Below are 22,227 nucleotides of genomic sequence, written 5' to 3'. Positions count from 1 at the left end.
GCGCAAATATGACAGCGCCATGACAGAGGTTTGGCAGATTCGCTACAGCGACATCGTCATGTCCACAGGCTTAGACACCATCGCCTGACGGACGCACATAGACCCGCGTCACCACCGGGAACCCTGCCGCCACCGCATTCTCGATGTCGCGCACGGTCTGTTCCACCGCCCGCGCGCTGATCGCATCGTCGAAGTCGGCGCTGATCACCGTTACCACCATGTCTGGCGCCTGATGGACTGCCAGCACATCGTGGACCGCAACCACCCCGGAGTGTCCTTCGGCGCAGGTCCGGATCGCGGCGATCAGAGCGGGGTCGGCGCTTTCACCGATCAGCAGGCCCTTCGCCTCGATCAGCAGCGCGACCGCGATGGCGCCCAGCACCAGCCCGATCAGAACCGAAGCGATCCCGTCCCACAACGGATTGCCGGTGTAGTGCGCCAGGGCCAGGCCGCTCGCGGCGATGGCCAGACCGGCGAGAGCTCCGGCGTTTTCGAGCAGCACGATCAGGGTCGGCGCGTCCTTGGTATCGCGCAGGGCCCGGAACATCGACTTCCGGCCGCGTGAACCGTTGAATTCGCGCAGCGCTTCCCAGGTCGACCACCCTTCCAGCGCCCCGGCCACGGCCAACACGATGAAGGCGATCCTGAGATCGCTGGTCGGCTCTGGCTCGATGATGTGCAGCACGCCTTCATAGACCGAAACCCCGGCCCCGAAGGTGAAGACCAGCATCGCCACCACGAACGACCAGAAGTAGAGTTCGCGCCCATAGCCGAGCGGGTGGACCGCATCCGCCACCTTGCGGCTGCGTTTGCTGCCATAGAGCAGCAGCACGTGGTTGGTGCTGTCGACCAGGCTGTGCACGCCTTCGGTGATCATCGCCGATGAACCGGTGATCCCGGCGGCGACAAATTTGGCGATCGCGATTCCGACATTGGCGGCCAGCGCCGTCAGGATCACGCGGTTTGAGCCATGTCCGGCCATTGTGCCCGATCCTTCCTAGAGCCAGCCGATCCGGCGGAAGCGCAGCCACAGACCGCCGCAGACCGCGAAGATCAGCGCCAGTACCGCCGGATAGCCCCATTTGCTGTGCAGTTCGGGCATGTAATCGAAGTTCATGCCATAGATCCCGGCGATCGCGGTCGGCACAGCCAGGATCGCGGCCCAGGCGGCGAGCTGGCGGGTCATGTCGCCCTGGCGGTGCTGTTCGAGCAGGCTGGCGGTTTCGACGATGCTGGCCAGCGTTTCGCGCAGGCCGGTCATCCGGGCAAGGCTGCGCCTGACGTGATCGAGCACATCGCGAAACCAGATCCGCGCCGAGGGATCGATCACCGGCAGGTCGGTAAAGGTCAGCCGTTCGCAAACCTCTTCCATCGGCCCGATGATCCGGGTGAAGCGGCGGAACTGGCGGCGCAGGCGGAAGATCCGGCGAATGGTCGAAGGTTCGGGGAACCTTTCGATCGCGTTTTCCTCCATTGCCTGGACCGCTTCCTCGAATTTCTCGAGGATCGGCTGGAATCCGTCGACGATGAAATCGAGCACTGCGTGGGCGACATAGTCCGGCCCTTCGGACAGGCGCTCGGCATCGATCTCCAGCCGTTCGCGCAGCTGCGAATGGGCCCGGGTCGAGCCGAGCCTGACCGTCACGATGAAATCGCTGCCGAGGAAGATCGCGGTCTGGCCGAAGGCGATATTGTCGCCTTCCTGATTGGCAGCGGTGCGGGCAACGATGAACAGCTGCTGCCCATAGACTTCAATCTTGGGCATCTGGGTGGAATTGAGCGCATCCTCCACCGCCAGCGGATGCAGGGCGAACTGGCTGCGGACCTGCTCCATTTCCTCCGCTGAAGGATCGGCCAGCCCGATCCAGTCAAAGCTGTGTTTTTTCAGCGCAGGGCGCGGCGTGCCGTTCACCGGCACGGTATTTTCGGATGGCTTTCCACCGGCATAGCGGCGCGCTGCAATAATCGGCATTGCCATGCTGTGCCAAACCCGCATGATGCTGGCAATCCCGCGCGACCGCGGCTATACTGACATAAATGTAAATTGCTTGGGAGAAGCGGAGCGATGAACGCGCATTCACCGATCGGGGAAATCCTCGACATGATCATCGTCGGGGCCGGCATTTCCGGCATCGGCATGGCGGTGCACATGAAGCGCGACTGCCCGGACAAGCGCTTTGCGATCCTCGATCGGCGCGAACAGGTTGGCGGGACCTGGGACCTGTTCCGTTATCCCGGGATCCGCAGCGACAGCGACATGCACACGCTGGGCTTTTCCTTTGCCCCGTGGAAGCACGAGAAATCGATCGCCGATGGCCCGTCGATCCTCGAATACCTCAACGACATTACCGACGAATACGGCCTGCGCGAAACGATGCGCTTCGGGCAGAAGGTGATCTCGGCCGATTGGGACAGCAAGACCGCGCTGTGGACCGTCGCCACCCAGCAAGACGATGGATCGCATCAGCAGCTCAAAGGCCGGTTCCTGTTCCTGGGTTCGGGCTATTACGATTACGACGATCCCTATGACGCCGGTTTCAAGGGACGCGACAAGTTCAAGGGCACGATCATCCACCCGCAGTTCTGGCCCAAGCACTTCGACCACACCGGCAAGAAGGTGGTAGTGATCGGATCGGGCGCCACGGCGGTGACGATCGTTCCGGCGATGGCCCATTCGGGCGCGGCGCATGTCACCCAGTTGCAGCGCACCCCGACCTACATGGTCAGCCGCCCGGCCCGCGACGCGATTGCCAATGGTTTGCGCAAGTTCCTGCCCGAAAAGGTCGCCTATGCGATCACCCGGTTCAAGAACATCACCATGCAGGATCTGATGTTCAAGCGGGTGCGCAAGAACCCGGAAAAGGCCAAGTCCTTCATCCTGGGCGAAACCGCCAAGAACCTTGGCCCCAATTTCACCGAAGCCGATTTCGTGCCGCCCTACAACCCGTGGGAACAGCGCCTTTGCCTGGTGCCGGACGCCGATTTCTTCAGCGCGATCAACCAGGGCAAGGCATCGGTGGTAACCGACCATATCGACAGCTTCGATGCGACTGGCATCAAGCTCAAGTCGGGCAGGCACCTTGATGCCGATGTGATCGTCACCGCCACCGGGCTCAATCTGGCGTTCGCCGGCAAGATCGCGATTGCGGTTGATGGCCAGCCGGTCGAATTCGGCAAGCACTTCTATTATCGCAACTGCATGTTCTCCAACGTGCCCAACCTGGCGGGCGTGTTCGGCTATATCAACGCCAGCTGGACGCTGCGGGTCGATATCGTCGGTGAGTATATCACCCGGCTGTTGAAGCAGATGGATGCCTATGGCGCGGTCGCCGCCACTCCGGCCCTGGCCCCGGATGCTGGCCTCACCCCGGACGATGTCTTTGCGGACTTCTCATCGGGCTATCTCGAACGCGGCAAGGACAAGATGCCCAAGAACGCGCCCAGCCTGCCGTGGCGGCTCAACCAGGATTACCGCCGCGACAAACAGGACATGCGCCAGGCCCCGATCGACGACGGGGTGATGGAGTTCACCCGGGCGCGGGAACTGGTCGAAGGGTAGAAGGGGTTCACGCAGAGGCGCAGAGGAAGAAAAGAGGCGCAGAGAGGCGGTACTTGCGGCGAAGCCGCTCTCAATTCCGGCCTTGCGAATGTCGCAGCGTTGGAATGGAAAAGCCGCTTCGCGGGTTGCGAAACATCTCTGCGCCTCCCCTTTCTTCTCTGCGCCTCTGCGTGAACCAAAAATTGCGCAAGCTTTCGATATAACTTAGCGTCCCGCCCATGACCGACCCAAGCCGCATCTGGAAAGCCGCCCTGCTCGTCATTGGTGACGAGATTCTCTCGGGCCGCACGCAGGACAAGAACGTCGCGCAGGTAGCGGCCTGGCTTAACGTGCAGGGTATCCGCCTGTCCGAAGTGCGGGTGGTGGCCGACGATACCGCCGCGATTGTTGAGGCGGTGAACGCGCTGCGGGCGCGCAACGACTATCTGTTCACCACCGGCGGGATCGGCCCGACCCATGACGACATCACCGTCGATGCCGTGGCCGAGGCGCTGGGCGTGGAGGTGGTGATCCATCCCGAGGCTCGTGCGATTCTGGAGCGGTACTATGAAACCCGCGGCGGGCTGACCGAGGCGCGGCTGCGGATGGCGCGGGTGCCTGACGGCGCGGACCTGATCCGCAATCGCATGTCGGGCGCGCCGGGGATCCGGATCGGCAATGTCTTCCTGATGGCCGGGGTCCCCTCGATCACCGCCGGGATGCTCGATGCACTGACCGGCCAGCTTGAAGGCGGGCTGCCAGTGCTGAGCGAGACGATCGGATCGTGGGTCCAGGAAAGCGAGGTCGCCGAGCTGCTGCGCGAGACCGAACAGGCCCACGAAGGCTGCGCGATCGGATCCTACCCGTTCTTCCGCGAAGGCCGGGTCGGCGCGAATTTCGTGATCCGCTCGATCGATCCCGCGGTGCTGGAAGCTGCCGGCGAAGCGCTGGTGATCGGCCTGCGCGCGCTGGGGCGCGAGGCGGTGCCGGGCGGCGTTTGAGCGGCCGTGCACAAAACCCCCACTGGCGCTCTTCGCACGAGACGGCTAGGGCGGCGCGGTGAGTGGCCGAACCTGCGGCCCAAAAGCCAATTCGGAACTGTCTTGATGACCCTCGCCGCCGCATCGCTGTCATTGTCAGGATGCGCCCACGACCAGACCGATGCCAGCCTGGCTGAATTCGAAGCGAACCTTGCCGCGCATGCCAGCGCCACCCGCGCGCTGGAGCAATGGTGCGAAAGCCGGGGGATCGCCGATCCCGCGACAATCAGCGCTGTCCCGGTCAAAGCGCCGCCAGGAACCCCGCCCGAAGATTTGTACCAATTGCTGAACGCGCCTGCCGACACGATCCTAGGCTATCGCCATGTCCAGCTGACTTGCGGGGACGTTGTGCTGTCAGAAGCGCACAATTGGTTTGTGCCGGCGCGGCTAACCGCCGAGATGAACCGCCAGTTGCACGAGACGAATGTGCCTTTCGGCAAGGTAGCCGCCGCGCTGAATTTTACCCGCGAGCCGCTCGGATCGGCCAGGCGGGGCGATCCGGCCTGTCCGGCCGGCGCAATTTCCACGCACCGTGCACTGCTGCGCCTGCCCGATGGTCAGCCGCTCGCACTGGTGGTGGAATGCTATAGCGAGGCCAACCTCAAGGTCACCGACTAGCTGCCCTTCGGCGCCGCAACGGGCTGGCGCACCACTGCGCCTTTATCGACAACCAGCGTGATCACCACCCGGGCGGTTGCGCCGCCCGGATTGGCCCCATTGTGCGCCACCCCGCGCGGCATGGTGAAGCTGTCACCTGCGCCCAGCACCGTGGTCTTGCCCTGAACCCGCAGCTCCAGCTGCCCGGCGGTGACATAGGCCACCTCGGTGCCGGGATGGACATGCCAGCCGCTCTCGCTGCCGGGCGCGAAATCGCGACTTTGTACGATCACCTGCTGGGGCCGGTTGCGCGGCACGTCGATCTGGGCGTGGGTAACCGGCGCGGCGGAGGGCGGCGCGCTGGCTGCGGTTGCGGCAAGGATCAGGACCAGACGCATCATCAATTCCTCAGACATGGCTGGCGCGGGCCATCGGCCACCGCGCGGGCGCGCTCGTTTTGTCCCGTCCCCGGCTTAAGCTGCGCCACCGCGCAACCTTGGGACAGATCGATTACGACCAGCAGCGAAGTTGGTTTTTCGGGGTGCTCGGGATCCTGAACCGCGTTGTTGCGCACGATCAGCCCTGTCGGTTCAAACCCGCCGCCCGATTCGGAGCCGCGCCATTCGATCGTCTCGCCCAGCGCATTGAATCCGCCGCCAGCCAGATAGGGCAAGCCAATTTCCGCGTCCTTGCGCCCGGTCTGGCGCAGCGCCAGATCGTCGCGCGCGTCGCCATAGTTGAGCACCAGACTGAACCCGCCAAGCCCAGGGCAGCGCGACACCGACCAATCCTCGCCGTTGCCTTCCTCGTCCAGTTTGCAATTCTTCAGCGACGTGTAGCGCGAGACCAAGCTTGCTGCGCTGGCAGCATCCTCGCTCGCTTGCGGCGAAGCAATTTCAGTCGCTTCGCCGCTTGCCGCGGGGTCAGTCGGCGCTGGCTGCTGTGAATTGCAACCCGGCATGAGCAGCAGGGCAAGCGCCGGAACGAATCGCTGGACAATCATCGCACCATCATGCCCGAGTGCAGTGCGGCGGCAAGCACATAGCCTTCAATTGCGCGCAGCGCGCAGCTTGGAACGGCCCGAGCCTCCGACGGATCGCAAGCTTAACTTAACCCAGAGTTTAATCCCATCGCGGGACGCGGCCAAAGCGGCGGTTGCGGGAATTCCAAGCTACCGGCACGGATGCAGGCAACGAAGTCTGGGTCGCTCCGAGAAGATTTTCCGCAAGGGAGCACCAAGGCGTGTCCATCAGTTTCGGACGCAATCCCAATTTCACCGAACGGCGCCGCCAAGGCCGCGCGCCGCTGAGTGTCGAGGTATTCGTGCGTGAACGCGGCCGCAGCGCAGTGGCGGCCAGGCTGGTCGACTTTTCCTCCCATGGTTGCCAGATTGAGGGGCTGATCCTGATCCAGCGCGACACCCAGCTGTGGGTCCGCCTGCCCGGACTGGAGAGCCAGGCGGTTCAGCCGGTCTGGACCGATGGGGCCCGCTGTGGTCTGCAATTTGACAGCCCCCTGCACAGTGCCGTCGCCGCCCGCTTCATGCCTGCCCGGGGCAGCCATGGCGCCGCCGCGATCTGTAATGTGATTCCGTTTCCCGATCCGCTGCTGTCACGCCGCGAACAGATCATGTCAGGCATCTCTGGTACCGATCATTCGCCATTGCAGCGCAAGAAGAAGCCGTCCGGCATGGGAATGCTGGGACGGATCAGCCGGACAGCCAGCCGCAAGTCCGACACCCGGCTGGAAAGCCGCTTCGCCGATGCCGTGCCCGAAGGCACCTCTTTGCAGGTAGAAGGCGTCCCGGTGCGCGTGCTCAACGTCTCGCCCAGCGGGATGAAGGTGTCCGGCAGCATCCGGGAGACCGAGATCGGCAACGACCTGGCGATCGAGTTCGAGGGCTTCGAGCCGATGGCCGGACGACTGGTCTGGCTCAACGGCAGTGAGGCCGGGATCGCCCTGCCCCCGCAATCGATCGAACTGTTTGACCGGGCCGGCTAGGCTGCGAGCGGCAAAAACAAAAAGGGGCCGGAAAGCTTGGTGCTTTCCGGCCCCCTCTTTGTTTAGCTGTGAGGCCGCTTAAGCGCCCTGCACTTCGGCCAGATCGATCTTCAGGCCCGGGCCCATCGACGAGCTGAGGCCGACCTTGCGGACGTACTTGCCCTTCGAACCCGACGGCTTGGCCTTGACCACCGCATCGACGAAAGCTTCGAAGTTGGCCTTCAGCGCTTCGTTCGAGAACGACAGCTTGCCGATCCCGCCGTGAATGATCCCGGCCTTTTCGACGCGGAATTCGATCTGGCCGCCCTTGGCAGCCTTGACCGCTTCGGCGACGTTCGGGGTTACCGTGCCCAGCTTGGGGTTCGGCATCAGGCCCTTGGGACCCAGCACCTTGCCGAGGCGGCCGACCACGCCCATCATGTCCGGCGTGGCGATCACGCGGCCATAATCCAGGTTACCGGCCTGCATGTCTTCCAGCAGGTCTTCGGCACCGACCTTGTCGGCACCGGCGTCGAGCGCCTTCTGGGCATTGTCGCCGCGCGCGAAGACCGCAACCTTGACGTCCTTGCCGGTGCCCGAAGGCAGCACGACCATGCCGCGGACCATCTGGTCAGCGTGGCGCGGATCGACCCCGAGGTTGAGCGAGACTTCCAGGCTCTCATCGAACTTGGTGGTCTTGAGGTCCTTGAGCAGCTGGATCGCGGCGTCGACGCCGTAGAGCTGCTGGTTGTCGCCCAGCTTTTCGGCGAGGGCTTTGTTCTTCTTGGTCAGCTTTGCCATGTTCTTAGCCCTCCACAACCTGCAGGCCCATCGAACGCGCGGAGCCTTCGATGATCTTGGTTGCCTGTTCGATGTCGTTCGCGTTCAGATCCTTGAACTTGGTCTGGGCGATTTCAGCCAGCTGCGAACGCTTGATTGTTCCGGCCGAGACCTTGCCCGGCTCCTTCGAGCCCGACTTGAGGTTGGCGGCCTTCTTGATCAGGAACGAGGCCGGGGGCGTCTTGGTGACAAAGGTGAAGCTGCGATCGGCATAGACGGTGATGATCGTCGGGATCGGCATCGCCTTTTCCATGTCCTGCGTGGCGGCGTTGAACGCCTTGCAGAATTCCATGATGTTCACGCCGCGCTGACCCAGCGCCGGACCGATCGGCGGCGAGGGCGTGGCAGAGCCCGCGGGCACCTGCAGCTTGATATAGCCTTCAATTTTCTTGGCCACGAGGGGCCTCCTTTCTTCCTGTTGGTCCTTCGACAAGCTCAGGATGAGCGGGTCAAAGGTCCGCAGAGTGAGCGGTCAAACACCCCGAACCAAGTCCGAAGCTCCCGCGCGGAATCACCCCCGGGTAGGAGATGAAGCGCTGCCCCTTAGCGTCCGGCCGAGCAAATGCAAGGGTTTTGCAGGGTTTTCGTGGCATTGCGCGTCCATATCCGGGCCGATAGGTCCAGCCCAACGGCCAACCGAGCGGGAGACGCATTGATGCAAAAGGCAAAGCCACTCGGCTGGGGGCGCTTCATTGCGCAATTCATCACTGTGATGCTTGCCTACATTGCGGGTTCGGTTCCGTCCGTGATGATCTGGGGGATGAGCTCGACCGGGCTGGCCCTGTCGACTGTCGGCTCGTCGCTGGCCGGGATCGGCGCTGCCTGGCTGTGGCTGCGCCGCGACGGAACCGTGAACGATGCTTTCGCTCTCACCGCGCCACGCAGTTGGCGCCAGGCTTGGGCGATCGGCGCTGTGGCCGCGCTGCTGATCCTGGTCTGGTTCCAGTTCGCCAGCGCCCTGCTAGAGCGGCTGGGAGCTCCCCCGCTCGATACCGCGCTGGTTCTCGATCAGGTCACCAGCGGCCCTGGCGCCCTGGTCCTGTGGATTGTTGCGGTCGCCTGGTTCGCCGCCGGGTTCGGCGAAGAAGTGCTGTGGCGCGGCTTCCTGATGGACCGTTTGCTGCGACTGAAAGGTCTGGCCGGGCGGATCTGGCCGGTAATCCTGCTGCAGGCACTGGTCTTCGCAGTGCCGCACGCCTGGCAAAGCTGGTCGGGCATCGTGGTGACGGGCGCGGTCGGCGTGCTCTTCGGCTGGCTGCGGACCAGGACCGAATGGAACCTCTGGCCGCTGATCATTGCCCATGCCGCCGTCGATACGGCCTCTATGCTGCTGGCCTATGCCAGCAAGCACGGATTGTTTGGGTTCTAGGCCACCGCGCCCAGGCGCGGGGCCAACCGCTTACTTGACCAGTTCGACCTGTTCGAAGTCGAGCTCGACCGGGGTCGCCCGGCCGAAGATCGAGACCGAGACCTTGACCCGGTTCTTGTCGAAATCGAGCTCTTCGACCACGCCGGTGAAGGTGTTGAACGGACCGTCGAGCACCTTGACCGAATCGCCGATCTCGTAATCGACGTGGATGTGCTTCTTGGGTTCGGCCGCCGCGGCATCGCGGGCGCCGAAATAGCGGGCGGCCTCACGCTCGGTGATCGGCTGCGGCTTCCCATTCGGGCCGAGGAAGCCGGTCACCTTCGGGGTGTTCTTGACCAGGTGGTAGACATCGTCGTTGAGCGCGAGCTTGGCCAGGACATAGCCGGGCATGGTCTTGCGTTCGACCTGAACCTTCTTGCCGCGCTTCACTTCGGTGACGGTTTCGTGCGGCACTTCGACCGCTTCGACCAGGGCTTCAAGCCCCTTGCGCTCGGCCTCGGAAAGGATCGATTCCCTCACCTTGTTCTCGAAACCCGAATAGGCGTGGATGATGTACCAGCGAGCCATTTTGCTGCCTCTGATTGACTAGTCTGACGCTTAGGCCAGCGAGAGAAGGAACTGGACGATCTTGCCGAAGATCGTATCGACGCCGAGGAAGAACAGCGCGAGGATCACCATCATGATCCCCACGAAAATCGCGGTGGTCACGGTTTCCTGACGGCTCGGCCAAACCACCTTGCGGGCTTCGGTTTGGACCTGGCGCATGAATTCGCCGGGATTGAACTTGGCCATCGTTGCTCACTCGCCTTGCTGAACGGTCTCGTATCTTCCGCCTAGGGGACATCGCCGCCCCGGCCTGGGCTGGCCGGGAGGGGCTTCGATGTTCTCCGATGTCGGATGACGAAAACGCACTTAGCTACGCGGTCGCGGTTTTGCAAGACGCGCAAGGAACCATGTGCGCCCGCTTTTCTCGATCTGGTACCCGGCCGGCAGTTTCGAGGGCCAGGTCTGGCCGACGTACCACAGGTAATCGGTATGTTCGGCCGGGTTATAATCCGACAAGTCGATCTTGCGCCCGGCGCGGTGGTTCAGGCGGTGGAACGGATCGCGGAAGAACGGCCCGCCACCATTAATGGTCATCATGTGGATGCCCGGCAGTGCGAAATTGCAATTGGTGAAGCCATCGAGCCGGGTCACAACATAGCCGCAGATGTGCTCCTTGCCGTTGAAGCCCCATTCGCTGCGTTCGGTTACGACATAGCTCGCTACCTTGGCCCCGCGGGGCAGGCCATCGAGCGCGGTCAGAGCCTCTGCGGTCTCGCGCGAATCGCGTTCCCAGTCGATCGTGGTATAGCCCAGACGGAACAGGAACACCGCCGGGATCAGCAGCAGTAGCCAGCGCGGCGCGCGCCACGACAGGCACATGACTCCGACCATCAGCCCGGCCGAGATCATCCGCGCGTCGACCAGATCGCCGCCGAAGATATGCCGCGGCAGCACCAGCGAGGAGACCAGCATGATCAGCGCCGCCCAGCCGAGCTTGCCATCCCACTTGCGGAACCACAGCGAGGCCACCAGCAGCAGGCCGATCGCGATGGTCATTCCGTAATCGACCCACTGGAACGTGCCGCGCATCGCCTGCTTCCAGATCGCCCATTTGTAGAGCTGGGGCGCCGGGCCATAGCTGGGCGGCTTGCCGGGGTTGTCGCCCAGCACCAGGGTCAGGAATGGAAAGAACAGCGGCCACGGCGCAAGGAACGCCCGCCACGATTTGTCCTTCGACCATTCATAGCCGAACACCAGAATCCCCAGGATTCCCCAGCCCGAAACGTGTCCGAGCCAGACAAACACCCCGATCGGAATGAACAGCGGTGCGCGCCATTTCCAGCCGTCGAGCAGTACCCACAGCGCGAAAGCCAGCAGCGCAGCCGCTTGGGCCAGCCCGAAATTGAGAAAGCCGAGCAGCGCCGAGGGCGACCAGACGAAGGCGAAGGCCAGCATCGAGGCCATCCCGATCCGGCGCCGCACCGCCCATTCGGCAGCTAGGATCGAAAGCCCGGTCAGCGGCGGGATCAGCCCGGCCATGATCCGCCCGGCGGTCTCCAGGCTGAAGAACCAGGTCAGCGGCCAGACCAGGATGTCGGCACCGAGATTGCCCATCCAGCGCCACTGGAAGCCATAGTATTCCTGCAGGAACGGGCTGGTATCGCGGTGCAGCATGATCTGCATCCGCGCCAGGTGGGCGGGATAATCGACCATCTGCGGATAGGTCGCGACCAGCACCGGCAGCGCCGACAGCGCCGAAAGGAACAGCCCCAGCCAGAGGAATTCGCGCGGCCCCGGCTCACCCGTCAGCCAGGCGCGGGGTCCCAAGCGCTGCGGACTGGACGGCACGGGCGGGGCGTCTTCGGGCATCGCTTCTATCGCTGGATCGGAAAGGCGCTGGCAGGAGTGGCAGGATTCGAACCCGCGGCCCTCGGTTTTGGAGACCGATGCTCTACCAACTGAGCTACACTCCTTCAGGCGCCGGTGCCTCTAGTCGCAACACTGCCCGATGACAAGCGATCTGCAAAGGTCCATAAAAAGAATTGCCGTGCACGCACCTACCGCCCCTCAACCGATCGATCCGGACATGCTGATGCTGGCCTATCGCAGCGGTGTGTTTCCGATGTCGGATTCGCGTGAGGATCCTGAGGTTTTCTGGGTCGAACCGCGCCGGCGCGCGGTTCTGCCGCTGCCCGGCTTCCACTGCTCGCGCAGCCTGGCCAAGGTGCTGCGGCGCGGAACCTTCACCGTCACCTGCAACGCAGCCTTTGACAGGGTGATCCGCGAATGTGCCGGGCCGCGCGCCGATGCCCAGGGCACCTGGATCAGCACGCGAATCGAGCGGACCTATCTGGCGCTGCATCATCAGGGCCGGGCCCATTCGATCGAATGCTGGCAGGGCGAAGCGCTGGTCGGCGGGCTCTATGGCGTCGGGTTCGACCGGGTGTTCTGCGGCGAATCGATGTTCAGCCGTGCGACCGATGCCTCGAAGGTCGCACTGGCCTGGCTGGTCGCGGCGCTGCGGCGGGCCGGAGCCGAATTGCTCGATTGCCAGTTCATCACCGATCACCTCGCCTCACTGGGCGCGGTCGAGATCAGCCAGGGGGAATATCTGAAGCGGCTGCGCCGGGCTCAGAGATCGACGCTGGGCGATGCGGCTGCGGAGGGTTTGGCGCTTGGCTTGGGCGACGGCGGAGGCGATGCTGCCGGCGCCGGGCTGGCACTGCCAGCCGGATTCGCCGCGCTGCTGGCCGATGCGACCGGGGCCGGACTGTCTTCCTCGCCCGGGAACTTCATCGCGCAGTCCTTGACCCAAACGTCATAGACCGGGTGCTCAACCACGTTCAGACTGGGCGAATTCTTGAATAGCCAGCCCGAAAAGACCTTGCGCCATTGCAGCGGCTGATCAGCGGCGGCGCGCTCTTCGACAAAGACCTGGACGAATGCCCCGGTTTCGGGCGGGCTTTCCCACGGCAAGCTGCGTTCGCAGGTGGCCAATTTGATCGTGACATTGCCGATCCGCTTGGCCTCACCGGTCTTGAGCACGACATCCTGCGACAGGTTGTTGCGCTTGTTGAGCAGACCCAGCGTGGCGATGCGGTCCTTCACCGGAGTGCCGTATTCGCTTTCAACCACCGCCCCGACTACTGCCTTGCCCGCAGCTTCCTTGGGCACTTCGGTGCCCTCGGCATCGGCCCCGCCCTGCCCGTTGCAGGCGGCCAGCGCCAGCGGCGCCAAAGCCAGGAGCCAGCGCGCGCGCATCAGGCGTCCGGCGACCATGCCTCGTATGCACCGTCCTTGCGGCCGCGGTGCGGGCGGTGCGCCAAGGGCGTGCCGGTGGCGTTGGGGGTATAGTCCACTTCCCAGATCCGCGGCGCCGGCAGGTTCGATTCGGGCACGCCCCCATTTTCACCCTCGGCGAACGATCCGTGCAGCCAGCCGTGCCATTCCGCCGGAACCCGGCTGGCATCGTTGGCGCCGTTGTAGATCACCCAGCGGCGCTCCTTTCCGGCAAAGGGATGGCCTTTGGGATAGGGCTTCCTGGCCCGGTAATAGGCGTTGCCCTGCGCGTCGGTCCCGACCTTCTCGCCGGTCAGCGCGGAATTGAGCATGGTGGTGACAGTCGCACCGTTCCACCAGGTGAAGAGCTTGCCGAAGAATCCCATGGAGCGCCGTTAGAGGATAGGCGGGGGTACGGGCAAGGGGATAAGAAGCACCGGCCGGTCGAATGACTTGGAGAAACGTCATCACTGTAGTATCATCGGCGATATGAAACTGGTGCTGGATACCGATGTGGTGATCGCCGGACTTCGCAGTCCATCGGGCGCATCGGCTGAATTGATGCGGCTGGTTCGCCGCGGCAGGATTACCATGGCGGTTACGGTCCCGCTGATTTTGGAATACGAAGCGGTTGCGACCCGGGCGGAAGATTTGGTGGAAGCCGGGCTTTCGAAGAGCGAAGTCCAGAATGTTATCGATGTGCTGGTCAGCGTCGCGGAATGGACCCGAATTGATTATCGCTGGCGGCCGCAAACCCGCGATCCGGCCGATGAAATGGTACTCGAAGCCGCGATCAATGCGTCGGCCGATGCCATCGTAACCTTCAACCGGCGCGATTTCGCCGCAGGCCCCGCAAAGTTCGGGATCGGTTGCTGGTTGCCCGGAGAGACTTTGGAGGAGCTGAAATGAACAAGCCCGCTGTCATTCAACTGCGTCTGCCTCGCTCGGTAAAGGATGGGGTCGAACGCTGGGCCAAGCTGGACGGTACCAGCATGAACCAACTAATCGCCTCCGCCGTGGCGGAAAAACTGTCCGCTTTGGAGACAGCTGACTTCTTCGAGCGCCGGGCAAATCAGGCCGATCTTGCTGCGTTTGACCGGATCTTCGATCGGGCAGGCGGCACGGACACGCGCGAAGGCGACGAACTGCCGAAGGGCTATCGGCGGACAGGGCGTTAGAGACGGGTTGTTTCGCCCTCCGGAGCAGCCCTCACCACTCCACCTTGTCTCCCGGCACAATCCCCAGCTGCGCCGCGCGGCCGCCGTTTAGCTCCAGCACGGCCTTGGCAGCTCCGGTCGAGCTCAACGGGCTTTCGTCATAGGGAATCGCATTGGCGGCGATGTTGCTGATCCGGCCATCGGGGGCGATGAAGATCAGGTCGAGCGGGATCACCGTGTTGCGCATCCAGAAGCTGGCGCCGCGCGGCGGATCAAAGGGAAAGATCATTCCTTCGTCCGGGCCCATCGCGGTGCGGAACATCAGGCCCTTGGCCTGTTCCTGAGGAGTGCGCGCCAATTCGACCCGGAAGGTCAGGACCTTGCCGCCGCGATGGATCCTGAGCGGTACGACCGGCAGGCCGGAGATCGGATGAACCGCGGCACTGCCTTGCGTCGACTGCGCCCCGGCCTCACTCGCATTGGGCGAACAGGCGGCCAGGGCCAGCGCCAGTCCAGCCAGGATCATCCTTCGCATCATTCATCCCCATCCTGCGCGGCCCAGGCTTCGGCCGCCTCCATGCTCGCGGCATTGACCAATTCGCGGGCGCTGTCCAGCCGGTGCCCGGCGCGGAGCAGGGCCGCGATCTGCTTTTCGCGCTGCGGCCGGTCTGGCGCGTCCCGTCCGAACGGACCAAATCCGCGCTTGCGGGCCATGGCCAGCGCGGCACGGCGCTGTTCGCCCTCGCCCGCGCGGACTTCGTCGCGGACTTCCTCAGCAATCCCCGCGGCATGGAGCGCCTGGCCGATCCGCCGTTGGCCATAGCCGCGCCGCAGCAGGCTGCCGCTCTTGGAGCGGGCATAGGCCAGATCGTCGACATAGCCCGCCGCGACATAGCGCTCGACCATCTTGCCGACCGGGGCTTCTCCCTCTCCCTCCCAGCCGCGCTCGCGCAGCTTGCGCCGCAGGTATTGCTCAAGCTTGGCCGCGCTGGTCGCAAACCGCGCGACATAGGCCAGGGCAAGCTCCTCCAGCCGCGCGGAATCGAGCGGTTTGGGGGGGCGTTTGGGGCGGCGGTCTTCGGCCATCGCCACATTCGTGCCACACTGTACCGCAATTGGGAAAGCCTGTGGCACGGGCTTCGAGGGCCCGTGGTGGGCTGTACCTAATGCGCTGAAGCCGGAAAGCTGGCACAGTGCATTGATAATGAACGGGTTTTCGCGCATGACCGATGCTTCCGTGCTGGAGCCGAATGCTGGTGTCGCCTTGGTGCCGACGCCCAACGAAGACGATCTTCCGCGCCGTTTTTCCAATTTCGCCACCTTCGGCGATGCGCTGGACTATGCCGCGCAGGGGCAGCGCGGGATGAATTTCCACGATCCGCGCGGCACGCTGAAGCGGGTCTACCCCTACCGCGAACTGCGTGACGATGCCCTGGCCATGGCCCACCGCCTGATCGCCCACGGCATCGGCAAGGGTGACCGGGTGGCCCTGATCGCCGAGACCGGTCCCGATTTCGCCGCGCTGTTCTGCGGCTGCATCTATGCCGGGGCCTGGCCGGTCCCGCTGCCGCTACCGACCAGCTTCGGGGGCAAGGACGCCTATGTCGACCAGCTGGCCGTCCAGCTGGCCAGCAGCGATCCCGTGGTGCTGTTCTATCCGGCCGAGATCGGAGCGCTGAGCCACCCCGCTGCCGAACGGCAAGGCTGCGAGGGCCTGTCGTTCGAGGATTTCGCTGCCCGCCCGGTGCCTGTGTGCGAACTGCCGGCCGCCAGCGCCGATGACATCTGCTATCTCCAGTATTCCAGCGGATCGACCCGCTTCCCGCACGGCGTCGCGGTGACACACGCCTCGCTGCTCAACAACCTGGCCGGCCATGGCGAAGGGATGGAGCTGATCCAGAGCGACCGCTGCATTTCCTGGCTGCCGTGGTATCACGACATGGGGCTGGTCGGCTGTTTCCTCTCGGTCATCGCCAATCAGGTTTCGGTCGATTACCTCAAGACCGAGGACTTCGCTCGCCGCCCGCTCGCCTGGCTTGATATGATCAGCCGCAATCCCGGCACCTCGGCCAGCTATTCGCCGACCTTCGGTTATGATATTTGCGCCCGCCGTATTTCCAGCCAGAGCCACGTATCAGAGCGGTTTGACCTATCACGCTGGCGGATCGCCGGAAACGGTGCCGACATGATCCGCCCCGATGTGATGCAGGGCTTCGTCAATGCCTTTGCCCCGGCCGGATTCAAGGCCAGCGCATTCCTGCCTTCCTACGGTCTGGCCGAAGCGACGCTGGCGGTCACGATCATGCCCCCGGGCGAAGGGATCCGGGTTGAGCTGGTCGAGGAAGAACGCCTGTCCGGCACCCCGCGCGACCTGTCGCGCCCGGCCCGCTACCGCGCGATCGTCAATTGCGGCAAGGCGGTGAAGGACATGGCGCTGGAAATCCGCGGCCAAAGCGGCGAGGTCCTGCCCGATCACCATATCGGCAAGGTCTGGTGCCGGGGCCCGTCGGTGATGGTTGGCTATTTCCGCGACGTCGAAGCGACCGAGGCCTGTCTGGTCCCAAGCGCAGACGGCAAGGGCGCCTGGCTCGATACTGGCGACATGGGCTACATGGTCGACGGCTATCTGTTCATTGTGGGCCGGGCGAAGGACATGATTATCATCAACGGCAAGAACCACTGGCCGCAGGATATCGAATGGGCAGTGGAACAGCTGCCCGGCTTCAACCATGGCGATATCGCGGCCTTCTCGGTCGAGACCGACAGCGGCGAGGAATCGGTCGCCGTGCTGGTCCACTGCCGCGTCTCCGACCCCGAAGAGCGCCAGAAGCTGCACGACACGATCCGCGACAAGGTCCGCTCGATCCTGGGCCACCCGGCGATCGTCGAACTGGTCCCCCCGCGCACCCTGCCCCGGACCAGCAGCGGCAAGCTAAGCCGCGCCAAGGCCAAGAAGCAATACCTTTCGGGCGAGATCGAACCGATCCGGCTGGCTGCCTGAACGCTTGAATTGAGCGAGATTCCCGGAGGCCTATTTTGCTTCATCCGGAACCAAGTCCATTTAAATCCAGAATGGCCTGGCAATTTACTCATTGCGACAGATCATTCCAAATCCGCAACCACGAAGTTGATTCACGAAGAGAAGGGGTCATTCTGTAGCATCCGGTATGGGGCGTCTATTTCAATATAGCAAACATATTGGAATAGACACTTGTGGGGATGCGGGATGCGTATTCGATTCTCCAAAATTGCAACTCTTGCCATTTTTGCCGCTCTTGCATCGGGATGTGAGCAGGTTGCGCCGGATTCTCCCGGAGGCTCCTTGGTCAAGCGCGGGGAATATCTTGCGAAAATCGGTGTCTGTGCGGCTTGTCACACACCCCCAAAGACCGAAGGCGCCAATTGCCCGGCGACCGAAAGCCCGATTGACCTTGAACGCAGGACCAACCCCGATTGGCTGGCATATCTGGATGAAACGCGACCAATGGCAGGCGGCGTTCCATTTCTCATCCGGTTCGATGCGAACACCTCGGGTGTAGTTCACTCACGCAATATTACTCCTGACCCGGATACCGGGATTGGCAATTGGACAGACGCGCAAATCAAGGATGCCCTTCGCAATGGACGCAGGCCAGATGGCACTGCAATCATCCGGTTCCCGCCACACACCTTTTATGAGAAACTGGCAGAAGACGATCTCACTGCCCTTGTCGCTTACCTGAGAAGCCTGAAGCCGGTGCAGCACGCGGTGCTGCCATCAAAGCTGCCCTTCCCCATGCCGGCCGGGAATGCTGGCCCAGCCGCGCCAACGGCACCGACCGGTCGAAGCAATGAGCGCGCGGATTACTTGATGGCGTCACTGGTGGGGTGCAAAGAATGTCATTCACACAACGCGCCCGACGGCACACTTCGACCGTTTATTGGGGGGGATCCTTCAGACCCGGTACTGGGTGTATTCAGGCTGGGACCCGACTTGCCGTTGCGTCAAAACGAGCAAGGTTTGGCCACTTTCCCATATCCTGGCTACGCTCTCTTGTGGGGGCCAAATCTTACGGAATTCGGCCAGAATGGTCCTGAAAAAGACGTCCCGGCTTCTGAACTTGTAAAAGCAATTCGCACAGGGGTCTCGCCAGAAAATGATAAGGACGGCCGACCCGGCCTGCTTGCCCACGTGATGATGTGGCAATTTTACAAAGATATGAGCGATGATGATGCATATTCTATTGCCAATTACTTAAAAGATCTGAACTATGTTCCGCACAAGACTCCTCCGATTAGATATTTTGGCGCAGATCGGAATGGAATGTTTAAATATTTGTTTAATGCCGCCCCATCGGCATCGGATCAAGCCCTGTTTGGACTAAATTCGCCCGTTAATTCGGTTGCCTGTGGCAATCCCTAGTTGGAGACTTAAAATGTCCATCGAGATCAACATTAACGTCAATGACACCGCTGCAAGCACGCATGAAATCGGCGGGAATGCGCTCGAGTCGGCTAGTACTGCCGGGCTTCGAACTGATTTTAATGAGTTGATGTCGCAGATGGGCGATGAGATTAAGCCTTTTCCCCGCGCCAGACTCGGCGGGTATATGAGCCACTTCAAGCTTGTGTTTGAGATCAACCCTGGTCCGGACGCACGCCTCATTTCGATAGTTTCACCCTTGGCCGCACAAACCGTCGCCTGGAGCGATCCATTCATTTATGAGGGACCCGAGCGGCAGCATGAGGTTGAAGTTCCTTTGCCAACAGGCTCAAAGCTTTCTTCCAAGGTCCGTGAATCCGACTTTATCGAGCGCCCGGAGGGCTTTTTCGAAGTCGGCAAAGAAACGATGTGGCTTCAGATCCTCAATTTGGATGCCCGCATGGATTCTGAAATAGGCCCGATCCGGATCATTCTTGGCGAAACACTGCTGCGAGAACACCCGGACGTTTTCCGTCCCTCGCTGGGCGTTGCGCAAGCTCTGGGTTCTTCGGGCTTCCCAGCTTCGCTCTATTTCAATCCCTATGCGTTGATCGAAACGCCATTAGGGACGTTCCGGGCCATTCATGGCACTTTATCTTATGGCCGCGTAACCAACTTCCCGCCAATCGGCACCCCCGTCAGCATCAGCAAGTGCATCCCCCTGGAAAATGTCGATCACCTGCGCTCTCTCATGAAAGAAGGCGCAGTACTCGAATCTCTGGAAGATGATGCAGTTGAAAGCATTGGACGAATAATCGCATTGAGCCATCCGATTGACATGGAGATTCAGCTTGAGGGTGAAGACATTTACAATTTTGTTGAGGATTGTATTGCACGAAAATATGTAAATCTTCAGACTCAGGCCTGATCTATAGCCAAATTTGGTCGGGCACCCGCTTAACTGAAAGTTGGAACAGTCGATTCGATTGATCCAGTGTTCATGTTGGGGTGCCCGCCCCTTGGCAAGAATAAGGAACCGTACGCAAACGTTGCCGACAACGCTTGACGGACGCAGGCGTGAGTGCCCTCCTTGCGAAATCACCGCTCGTCGAGCGCACTCTGTCTTACATCGACAATACAGCTTGCATCGGGCGGGCCACAGTCCCACATTGGCTGCAGTATTTCGCTGCTAGCACACGGAACAGACTGCCATGGCCACGACGCCGACCGAAACTGAAGTCCCGACCCTGACCCTGACCCCGCCCGAACCCGTGCCGGTGGTCCCCGCCGAGAAGGCCGTCGGCCTGGTCCCGGTGGCTCCCGAAGCCAAGTCGAAGCTTGAGGAAAAGGTCGATGCCTTCGTTGCCGACCTGATCTCCTCCGATGCCAATTCGCCCGAATTCGGCAAGAAGGTCGATGCGATCACCAATATGGGCCGCAAGGAAATCATGGCCGCGGCGGGCATGTCGAACCGCTTTCTCGATCGGCCGATCCGGGCGATGGACAAGGATTCGGGCGTCGGCGCGAACCTGGCCGAACTGCGCAAGACCGTGGAATCGCTCGATCCCGGCAAGCAGGGCAAGCTGTCCAAGGGCCGCAAGTTCCTCGGCATTATCCCGTTCGGCAATTCGATGAAGCGCTATTTCCAAAGCTACGAAAGCGCGCAGGGCCACATCCAGGCGATCCTGGGCCACCTCGGCTCGGGCAAGGATGAGCTGCTGATGGACAATGCCGCGATCGACGTCGAGCGGCAGAAGCTGTGGGAAGCGATGGGCAACCTCGAGCAGATGATCCACATCAGCCGCACGCTCGACGGCAAGCTGGAGGACAAGGCCGCCGATCTCGACGCGACCGATCCGGCCAAGGCCAAGGCGATCCGTGAAAGCGCGCTGTTCTATGTCCGCCAGCGGACCCAGGACCTGCTCACCCAGATGGCGGTAACGGTGCAGGGCTATCTCGCGCTCGATCTGGTCAAGAAGAACAACGTCGAACTGGTCAAGGGCGTCGACCGGGCCAGCACCACCACGGTCGCCGCGCTGCGTACCGCCGTGACTGTGTCGCAGGCGATGGCCAATCAGCGGCTGGTGCTCGAACAGGTTACCGCGCTCAACAGCACCACGGCTGGCCTGATCGATTCGACCGGCCAGCTGCTGCGCGACCAGACCGGCAAGATCCACGAGATGGCGGCATCGAGCACCATCCCGCTCGAAACGCTGCAGCGGGCCTTCCAGAATATCTACGACACGATGGACAACATCGACACCTTCAAGGTCAAGGCGCTGGAAAACATGAAGCAGACCGTGACCACGCTGACTGCCGAGGTCGAGAAGTCCAAGGGCTACATCGCCCGCGCCGAAGGGGCCAACCAGGCCCAGATCGCCGGAGAAGCACCCAGCCTGCTGAGCCTGGAGGGCTGACTTGGCTGGCGAATCCTACCAATCGGACCAGATCATCGGCGCCGCGCGGCGGGTGCTGGTCGATCAGCGCGCCGGCGGACGGCGGCGATCGATCGGGCGCGGGGCGGCGCAAATCCGCGCCGGGCATTACTGGCGCAAGTTCCGCAACATCGCCGTAGCGGGGGTCGCGATCTGGCTGGGCCTTGGCATTGTCGGATCGATCATCGACGGGATCGGCTTTACCGGCCTGATGCTGGGCGCAGCCGCGACTGCGGGGGCGGTATTCCTGCTGGGCAAATATCCGCGCTTCAAGATGCCGGAGCGGGCCGATCTCGATCCCGGCGATACCAATGTCCGCGCGCTGGTCGGACGAACCGAGCTGTGGCTTGAAACCCAGCGCCGCGCCCTGCCCCCGCCGGCGGTGCAGCTGGTCGACCAGATCGGGCTGCAGCTTGATGGACTGGCGGTACAACTCGCCAGCGTCGATCAGGATCATCCCAAGGCGGCGGAAGTACGCAAGCTGGTGGGTGAGCACTTGCCCAATGTGATCGACGGCTATCGCAAGATACCCGAGAAAATGCGTTATGAAGAACGCGCCGGATCGACCCCCAACCAGCAGTTCCTGGGCGGGCTTGAGCGGATCAGCGACGAGATCGATTCGATCACCCGCCAGCTGGCCGCAGGCGCGATCGACAACCTGGCGATCACCACCCGCTACCTCGATTACAAATACGGCGACGCGATCGACGCGGCCGGGGAGAAGAACTGATGCGCGTGCCGATCCCGCACAAGCTGGGCAAGGACGAAGCTCGCCGCCGGCTCAAGGAAAAGGGCGGCGAAGCCGGGAAGATGTTCCCGGGCGGAGCCGATGTCGCGATCGACTGGCCGAGCGAAGACCGCATGACCATGCAGGTCAGCGCGATGGGCCAGCAGGTCAGCACGCTGGTCGATATCGAGGACGAGGCGATCATCTTCCAGCTCGATCTGCCGCCCGCGCTATCCTTCGTCGAACCGATGATCCGCGGCGTGATCGCGGAAAAGGGGCAGAAGCTGTTGAAATGACGCTCCTCCCCATCAGGAGAG

General features: G+C 62.7%; 26 protein-coding genes, 1 tRNA gene and 1 pseudogene. 14 read left to right on the top strand and 14 right to left on the bottom strand.

Annotated elements, in window-relative coordinates; translation table 11 throughout:
* Positions 1-70: 70 nt before the first annotated feature.
* Positions 71-982, bottom strand: a complete 912-nt coding sequence (locus B2V17_RS09860) for a cation diffusion facilitator family transporter (protein WP_292997180.1) — start codon at positions 980-982, stop codon at positions 71-73.
* Positions 983-997: 15 nt separating this feature from the next.
* On the bottom strand, positions 998-1,972 hold the full coding sequence (locus B2V17_RS09855) for a magnesium and cobalt transport protein CorA (protein ID WP_292997179.1): 975 nt from the start codon (positions 1,970-1,972) through the stop codon (positions 998-1,000).
* Between the two features lie 93 nt (positions 1,973-2,065).
* Here B2V17_RS09855 and B2V17_RS09850 point away from each other — a divergent pair, with 93 nt between their 5' ends.
* From B2V17_RS09850 to B2V17_RS09840, 3 genes are all read left to right on the top strand, one after another.
* Positions 2,066-3,559, top strand: coding sequence for a flavin-containing monooxygenase (locus B2V17_RS09850; protein WP_292997178.1), 1,494 nt, complete (start codon positions 2,066-2,068; stop codon positions 3,557-3,559).
* A 218-nt stretch (positions 3,560-3,777) separates the two neighbouring features.
* Complete coding sequence (locus B2V17_RS09845; protein WP_292997177.1) at positions 3,778-4,539, top strand: competence/damage-inducible protein A; 762 nt, start codon at positions 3,778-3,780, stop codon at positions 4,537-4,539.
* Between the two features lie 105 nt (positions 4,540-4,644).
* The gene (locus B2V17_RS09840) at positions 4,645-5,196 is read left to right on the top strand and encodes a chorismate--pyruvate lyase family protein (protein WP_292997176.1); all 552 of its coding nucleotides are present in this window, start codon (positions 4,645-4,647) and stop codon (positions 5,194-5,196) included.
* Here the strand turns inward: B2V17_RS09840 and B2V17_RS09835 are convergent.
* Complete coding sequence (locus B2V17_RS09835) at positions 5,193-5,576, bottom strand: cupin domain-containing protein (RefSeq protein WP_292997175.1); 384 nt, start codon at positions 5,574-5,576, stop codon at positions 5,193-5,195. The two genes, B2V17_RS09840 and B2V17_RS09835, sit on opposite strands and share 4 nt — an antisense overlap.
* Entirely contained in the window at positions 5,576-6,178 is a 603-nt protein-coding gene (locus tag B2V17_RS09830) for a hypothetical protein (protein WP_292997174.1), read from the bottom strand. Before B2V17_RS09830 ends, B2V17_RS09835 begins: the two co-directional genes overlap by 1 nt.
* A gap of 239 nt (positions 6,179-6,417) precedes the next feature.
* Here B2V17_RS09830 and B2V17_RS09825 point away from each other — a divergent pair, with 239 nt between their 5' ends.
* On the top strand, positions 6,418-7,176 hold the full coding sequence (locus tag B2V17_RS09825) for a PilZ domain-containing protein (protein WP_292997173.1): 759 nt from the start codon (positions 6,418-6,420) through the stop codon (positions 7,174-7,176).
* 78 nt (positions 7,177-7,254) lie between these two features.
* Here the strand turns inward: B2V17_RS09825 and rplA are convergent, their stop codons facing one another.
* Both rplA and rplK read right to left on the bottom strand, forming a co-directional pair.
* On the bottom strand, positions 7,255-7,956 hold the full coding sequence (rplA, locus tag B2V17_RS09820; RefSeq protein WP_292997172.1) for a 50S ribosomal protein L1: 702 nt from the start codon (positions 7,954-7,956) through the stop codon (positions 7,255-7,257).
* A gap of 4 nt (positions 7,957-7,960) precedes the next feature.
* Positions 7,961-8,392 carry a 50S ribosomal protein L11 gene (gene rplK / locus B2V17_RS09815; protein WP_292997171.1) on the bottom strand — a complete coding sequence of 144 codons (432 nt, stop codon included), beginning with the start codon at positions 8,390-8,392 and terminating at the stop codon, positions 7,961-7,963.
* A gap of 258 nt (positions 8,393-8,650) precedes the next feature.
* Between rplK and B2V17_RS09810 the strand changes: the two genes are divergently transcribed.
* Positions 8,651-9,364 carry a CPBP family intramembrane glutamic endopeptidase gene (locus tag B2V17_RS09810; RefSeq protein ID WP_292997170.1) on the top strand — a complete coding sequence of 238 codons (714 nt, stop codon included), beginning with the start codon at positions 8,651-8,653 and terminating at the stop codon, positions 9,362-9,364.
* 30 nt (positions 9,365-9,394) lie between these two features.
* On the opposite strand, the gene nusG is transcribed toward B2V17_RS09810, so the two are convergent.
* The 4 genes from nusG to B2V17_RS09790 form a co-directional block, all read right to left on the bottom strand.
* Positions 9,395-9,931, bottom strand: a complete 537-nt coding sequence (gene nusG, locus B2V17_RS09805; protein ID WP_292997169.1) for a transcription termination/antitermination protein NusG — start codon at positions 9,929-9,931, stop codon at positions 9,395-9,397.
* A 30-nt stretch (positions 9,932-9,961) separates the two neighbouring features.
* The gene (gene secE, locus B2V17_RS09800) at positions 9,962-10,156 is read right to left on the bottom strand and encodes a preprotein translocase subunit SecE (protein WP_292997168.1); all 195 of its coding nucleotides are present in this window, start codon (positions 10,154-10,156) and stop codon (positions 9,962-9,964) included.
* A gap of 120 nt (positions 10,157-10,276) precedes the next feature.
* Complete coding sequence (locus tag B2V17_RS09795; RefSeq protein ID WP_292997167.1) at positions 10,277-11,779, bottom strand: hypothetical protein; 1,503 nt, start codon at positions 11,777-11,779, stop codon at positions 10,277-10,279.
* A gap of 28 nt (positions 11,780-11,807) precedes the next feature.
* Positions 11,808-11,883 (bottom strand) — tRNA-Trp (locus B2V17_RS09790).
* 113 nt (positions 11,884-11,996) lie between these two features.
* Here B2V17_RS09790 and aat point away from each other — a divergent pair.
* Positions 11,997-12,734 carry a leucyl/phenylalanyl-tRNA--protein transferase gene (gene aat, locus B2V17_RS09785; RefSeq protein WP_292997252.1) on the top strand — a complete coding sequence of 246 codons (738 nt, stop codon included), beginning with the start codon at positions 11,997-11,999 and terminating at the stop codon, positions 12,732-12,734.
* A gap of 35 nt (positions 12,735-12,769) precedes the next feature.
* Here aat and B2V17_RS09780 read toward each other — a convergent pair.
* Positions 12,770-13,171, bottom strand: a pseudogene (locus B2V17_RS09780) (DUF2155 domain-containing protein); the annotation flags it as partial.
* Positions 13,171-13,575 (bottom strand): NADH-ubiquinone oxidoreductase subunit NDUFA12 family protein, encoded by a 405-nt coding sequence (locus tag B2V17_RS09775; RefSeq protein ID WP_292997166.1) that lies wholly within the window; start codon positions 13,573-13,575, stop codon positions 13,171-13,173. The pseudogene B2V17_RS09780 and the gene B2V17_RS09775, both read right to left, overlap by 1 nt.
* A 103-nt stretch (positions 13,576-13,678) precedes the next feature.
* Here B2V17_RS09775 and B2V17_RS09770 point away from each other — a divergent pair, with 103 nt between their 5' ends.
* Both B2V17_RS09770 and B2V17_RS09765 read left to right on the top strand, forming a co-directional pair.
* On the top strand, positions 13,679-14,098 hold the full coding sequence (locus tag B2V17_RS09770; protein ID WP_292997165.1) for a putative toxin-antitoxin system toxin component, PIN family: 420 nt from the start codon (positions 13,679-13,681) through the stop codon (positions 14,096-14,098).
* Positions 14,095-14,367, top strand: a complete 273-nt coding sequence (locus B2V17_RS09765; RefSeq protein WP_292997164.1) for a pilus assembly protein HicB — start codon at positions 14,095-14,097, stop codon at positions 14,365-14,367. The genes B2V17_RS09770 and B2V17_RS09765 overlap by 4 nt, the downstream gene beginning before the upstream one ends.
* Positions 14,368-14,398: 31 nt before the next feature.
* Here B2V17_RS09765 and B2V17_RS09760 read toward each other — a convergent pair whose 3' ends face one another.
* Positions 14,399-14,884, bottom strand: a complete 486-nt coding sequence (locus tag B2V17_RS09760) for a DUF192 domain-containing protein (RefSeq protein ID WP_414690791.1) — start codon at positions 14,882-14,884, stop codon at positions 14,399-14,401.
* Positions 14,881-15,432 carry a regulatory protein RecX gene (locus tag B2V17_RS09755; protein WP_292997163.1) on the bottom strand — a complete coding sequence of 184 codons (552 nt, stop codon included), beginning with the start codon at positions 15,430-15,432 and terminating at the stop codon, positions 14,881-14,883. The genes B2V17_RS09760 and B2V17_RS09755 overlap by 4 nt, the downstream gene beginning before the upstream one ends.
* A 136-nt stretch (positions 15,433-15,568) precedes the next feature.
* Here B2V17_RS09755 and B2V17_RS09750 point away from each other — a divergent pair, with 136 nt between their 5' ends.
* The 6 genes from B2V17_RS09750 to B2V17_RS09725 all read left to right on the top strand — a co-directional run bounded on the left by B2V17_RS09750 (position 15,569) and on the right by B2V17_RS09725 (position 22,206).
* Positions 15,569-17,347 (top strand): fatty acyl-AMP ligase, encoded by a 1,779-nt coding sequence (locus tag B2V17_RS09750; RefSeq protein ID WP_292997162.1) that lies wholly within the window; start codon positions 15,569-15,571, stop codon positions 17,345-17,347.
* Positions 17,348-17,572: 225 nt separating this feature from the next.
* On the top strand, positions 17,573-18,748 hold the full coding sequence (locus B2V17_RS09745) for a c-type cytochrome (RefSeq protein WP_292997161.1): 1,176 nt from the start codon (positions 17,573-17,575) through the stop codon (positions 18,746-18,748).
* A 13-nt stretch (positions 18,749-18,761) separates the two neighbouring features.
* Entirely contained in the window at positions 18,762-19,676 is a 915-nt protein-coding gene (locus B2V17_RS09740) for a hypothetical protein (RefSeq protein WP_292997160.1), read from the top strand.
* A 283-nt stretch (positions 19,677-19,959) separates the two neighbouring features.
* Complete coding sequence (locus tag B2V17_RS09735) at positions 19,960-21,165, top strand: toxic anion resistance protein (protein ID WP_292997159.1); 1,206 nt, start codon at positions 19,960-19,962, stop codon at positions 21,163-21,165.
* Between the two features lies 1 nt (position 21,166).
* Positions 21,167-21,913 (top strand): hypothetical protein, encoded by a 747-nt coding sequence (locus B2V17_RS09730; RefSeq protein WP_292997158.1) that lies wholly within the window; start codon positions 21,167-21,169, stop codon positions 21,911-21,913.
* Positions 21,913-22,206 carry a polyhydroxyalkanoic acid system family protein gene (locus B2V17_RS09725; RefSeq protein WP_292997157.1) on the top strand — a complete coding sequence of 98 codons (294 nt, stop codon included), beginning with the start codon at positions 21,913-21,915 and terminating at the stop codon, positions 22,204-22,206. Before B2V17_RS09730 ends, B2V17_RS09725 begins: the two co-directional genes overlap by 1 nt.
* The last annotated feature ends 21 nt before the right edge of the window (positions 22,207-22,227 follow it).

Source organism: Novosphingobium sp. UBA6272, from assembly GCF_002440635.1.
Classification (GTDB): domain Bacteria; phylum Pseudomonadota; class Alphaproteobacteria; order Sphingomonadales; family Sphingomonadaceae; genus Novosphingobium.
This window is presented reverse-complemented; position numbering and strand designations above follow the sequence as displayed.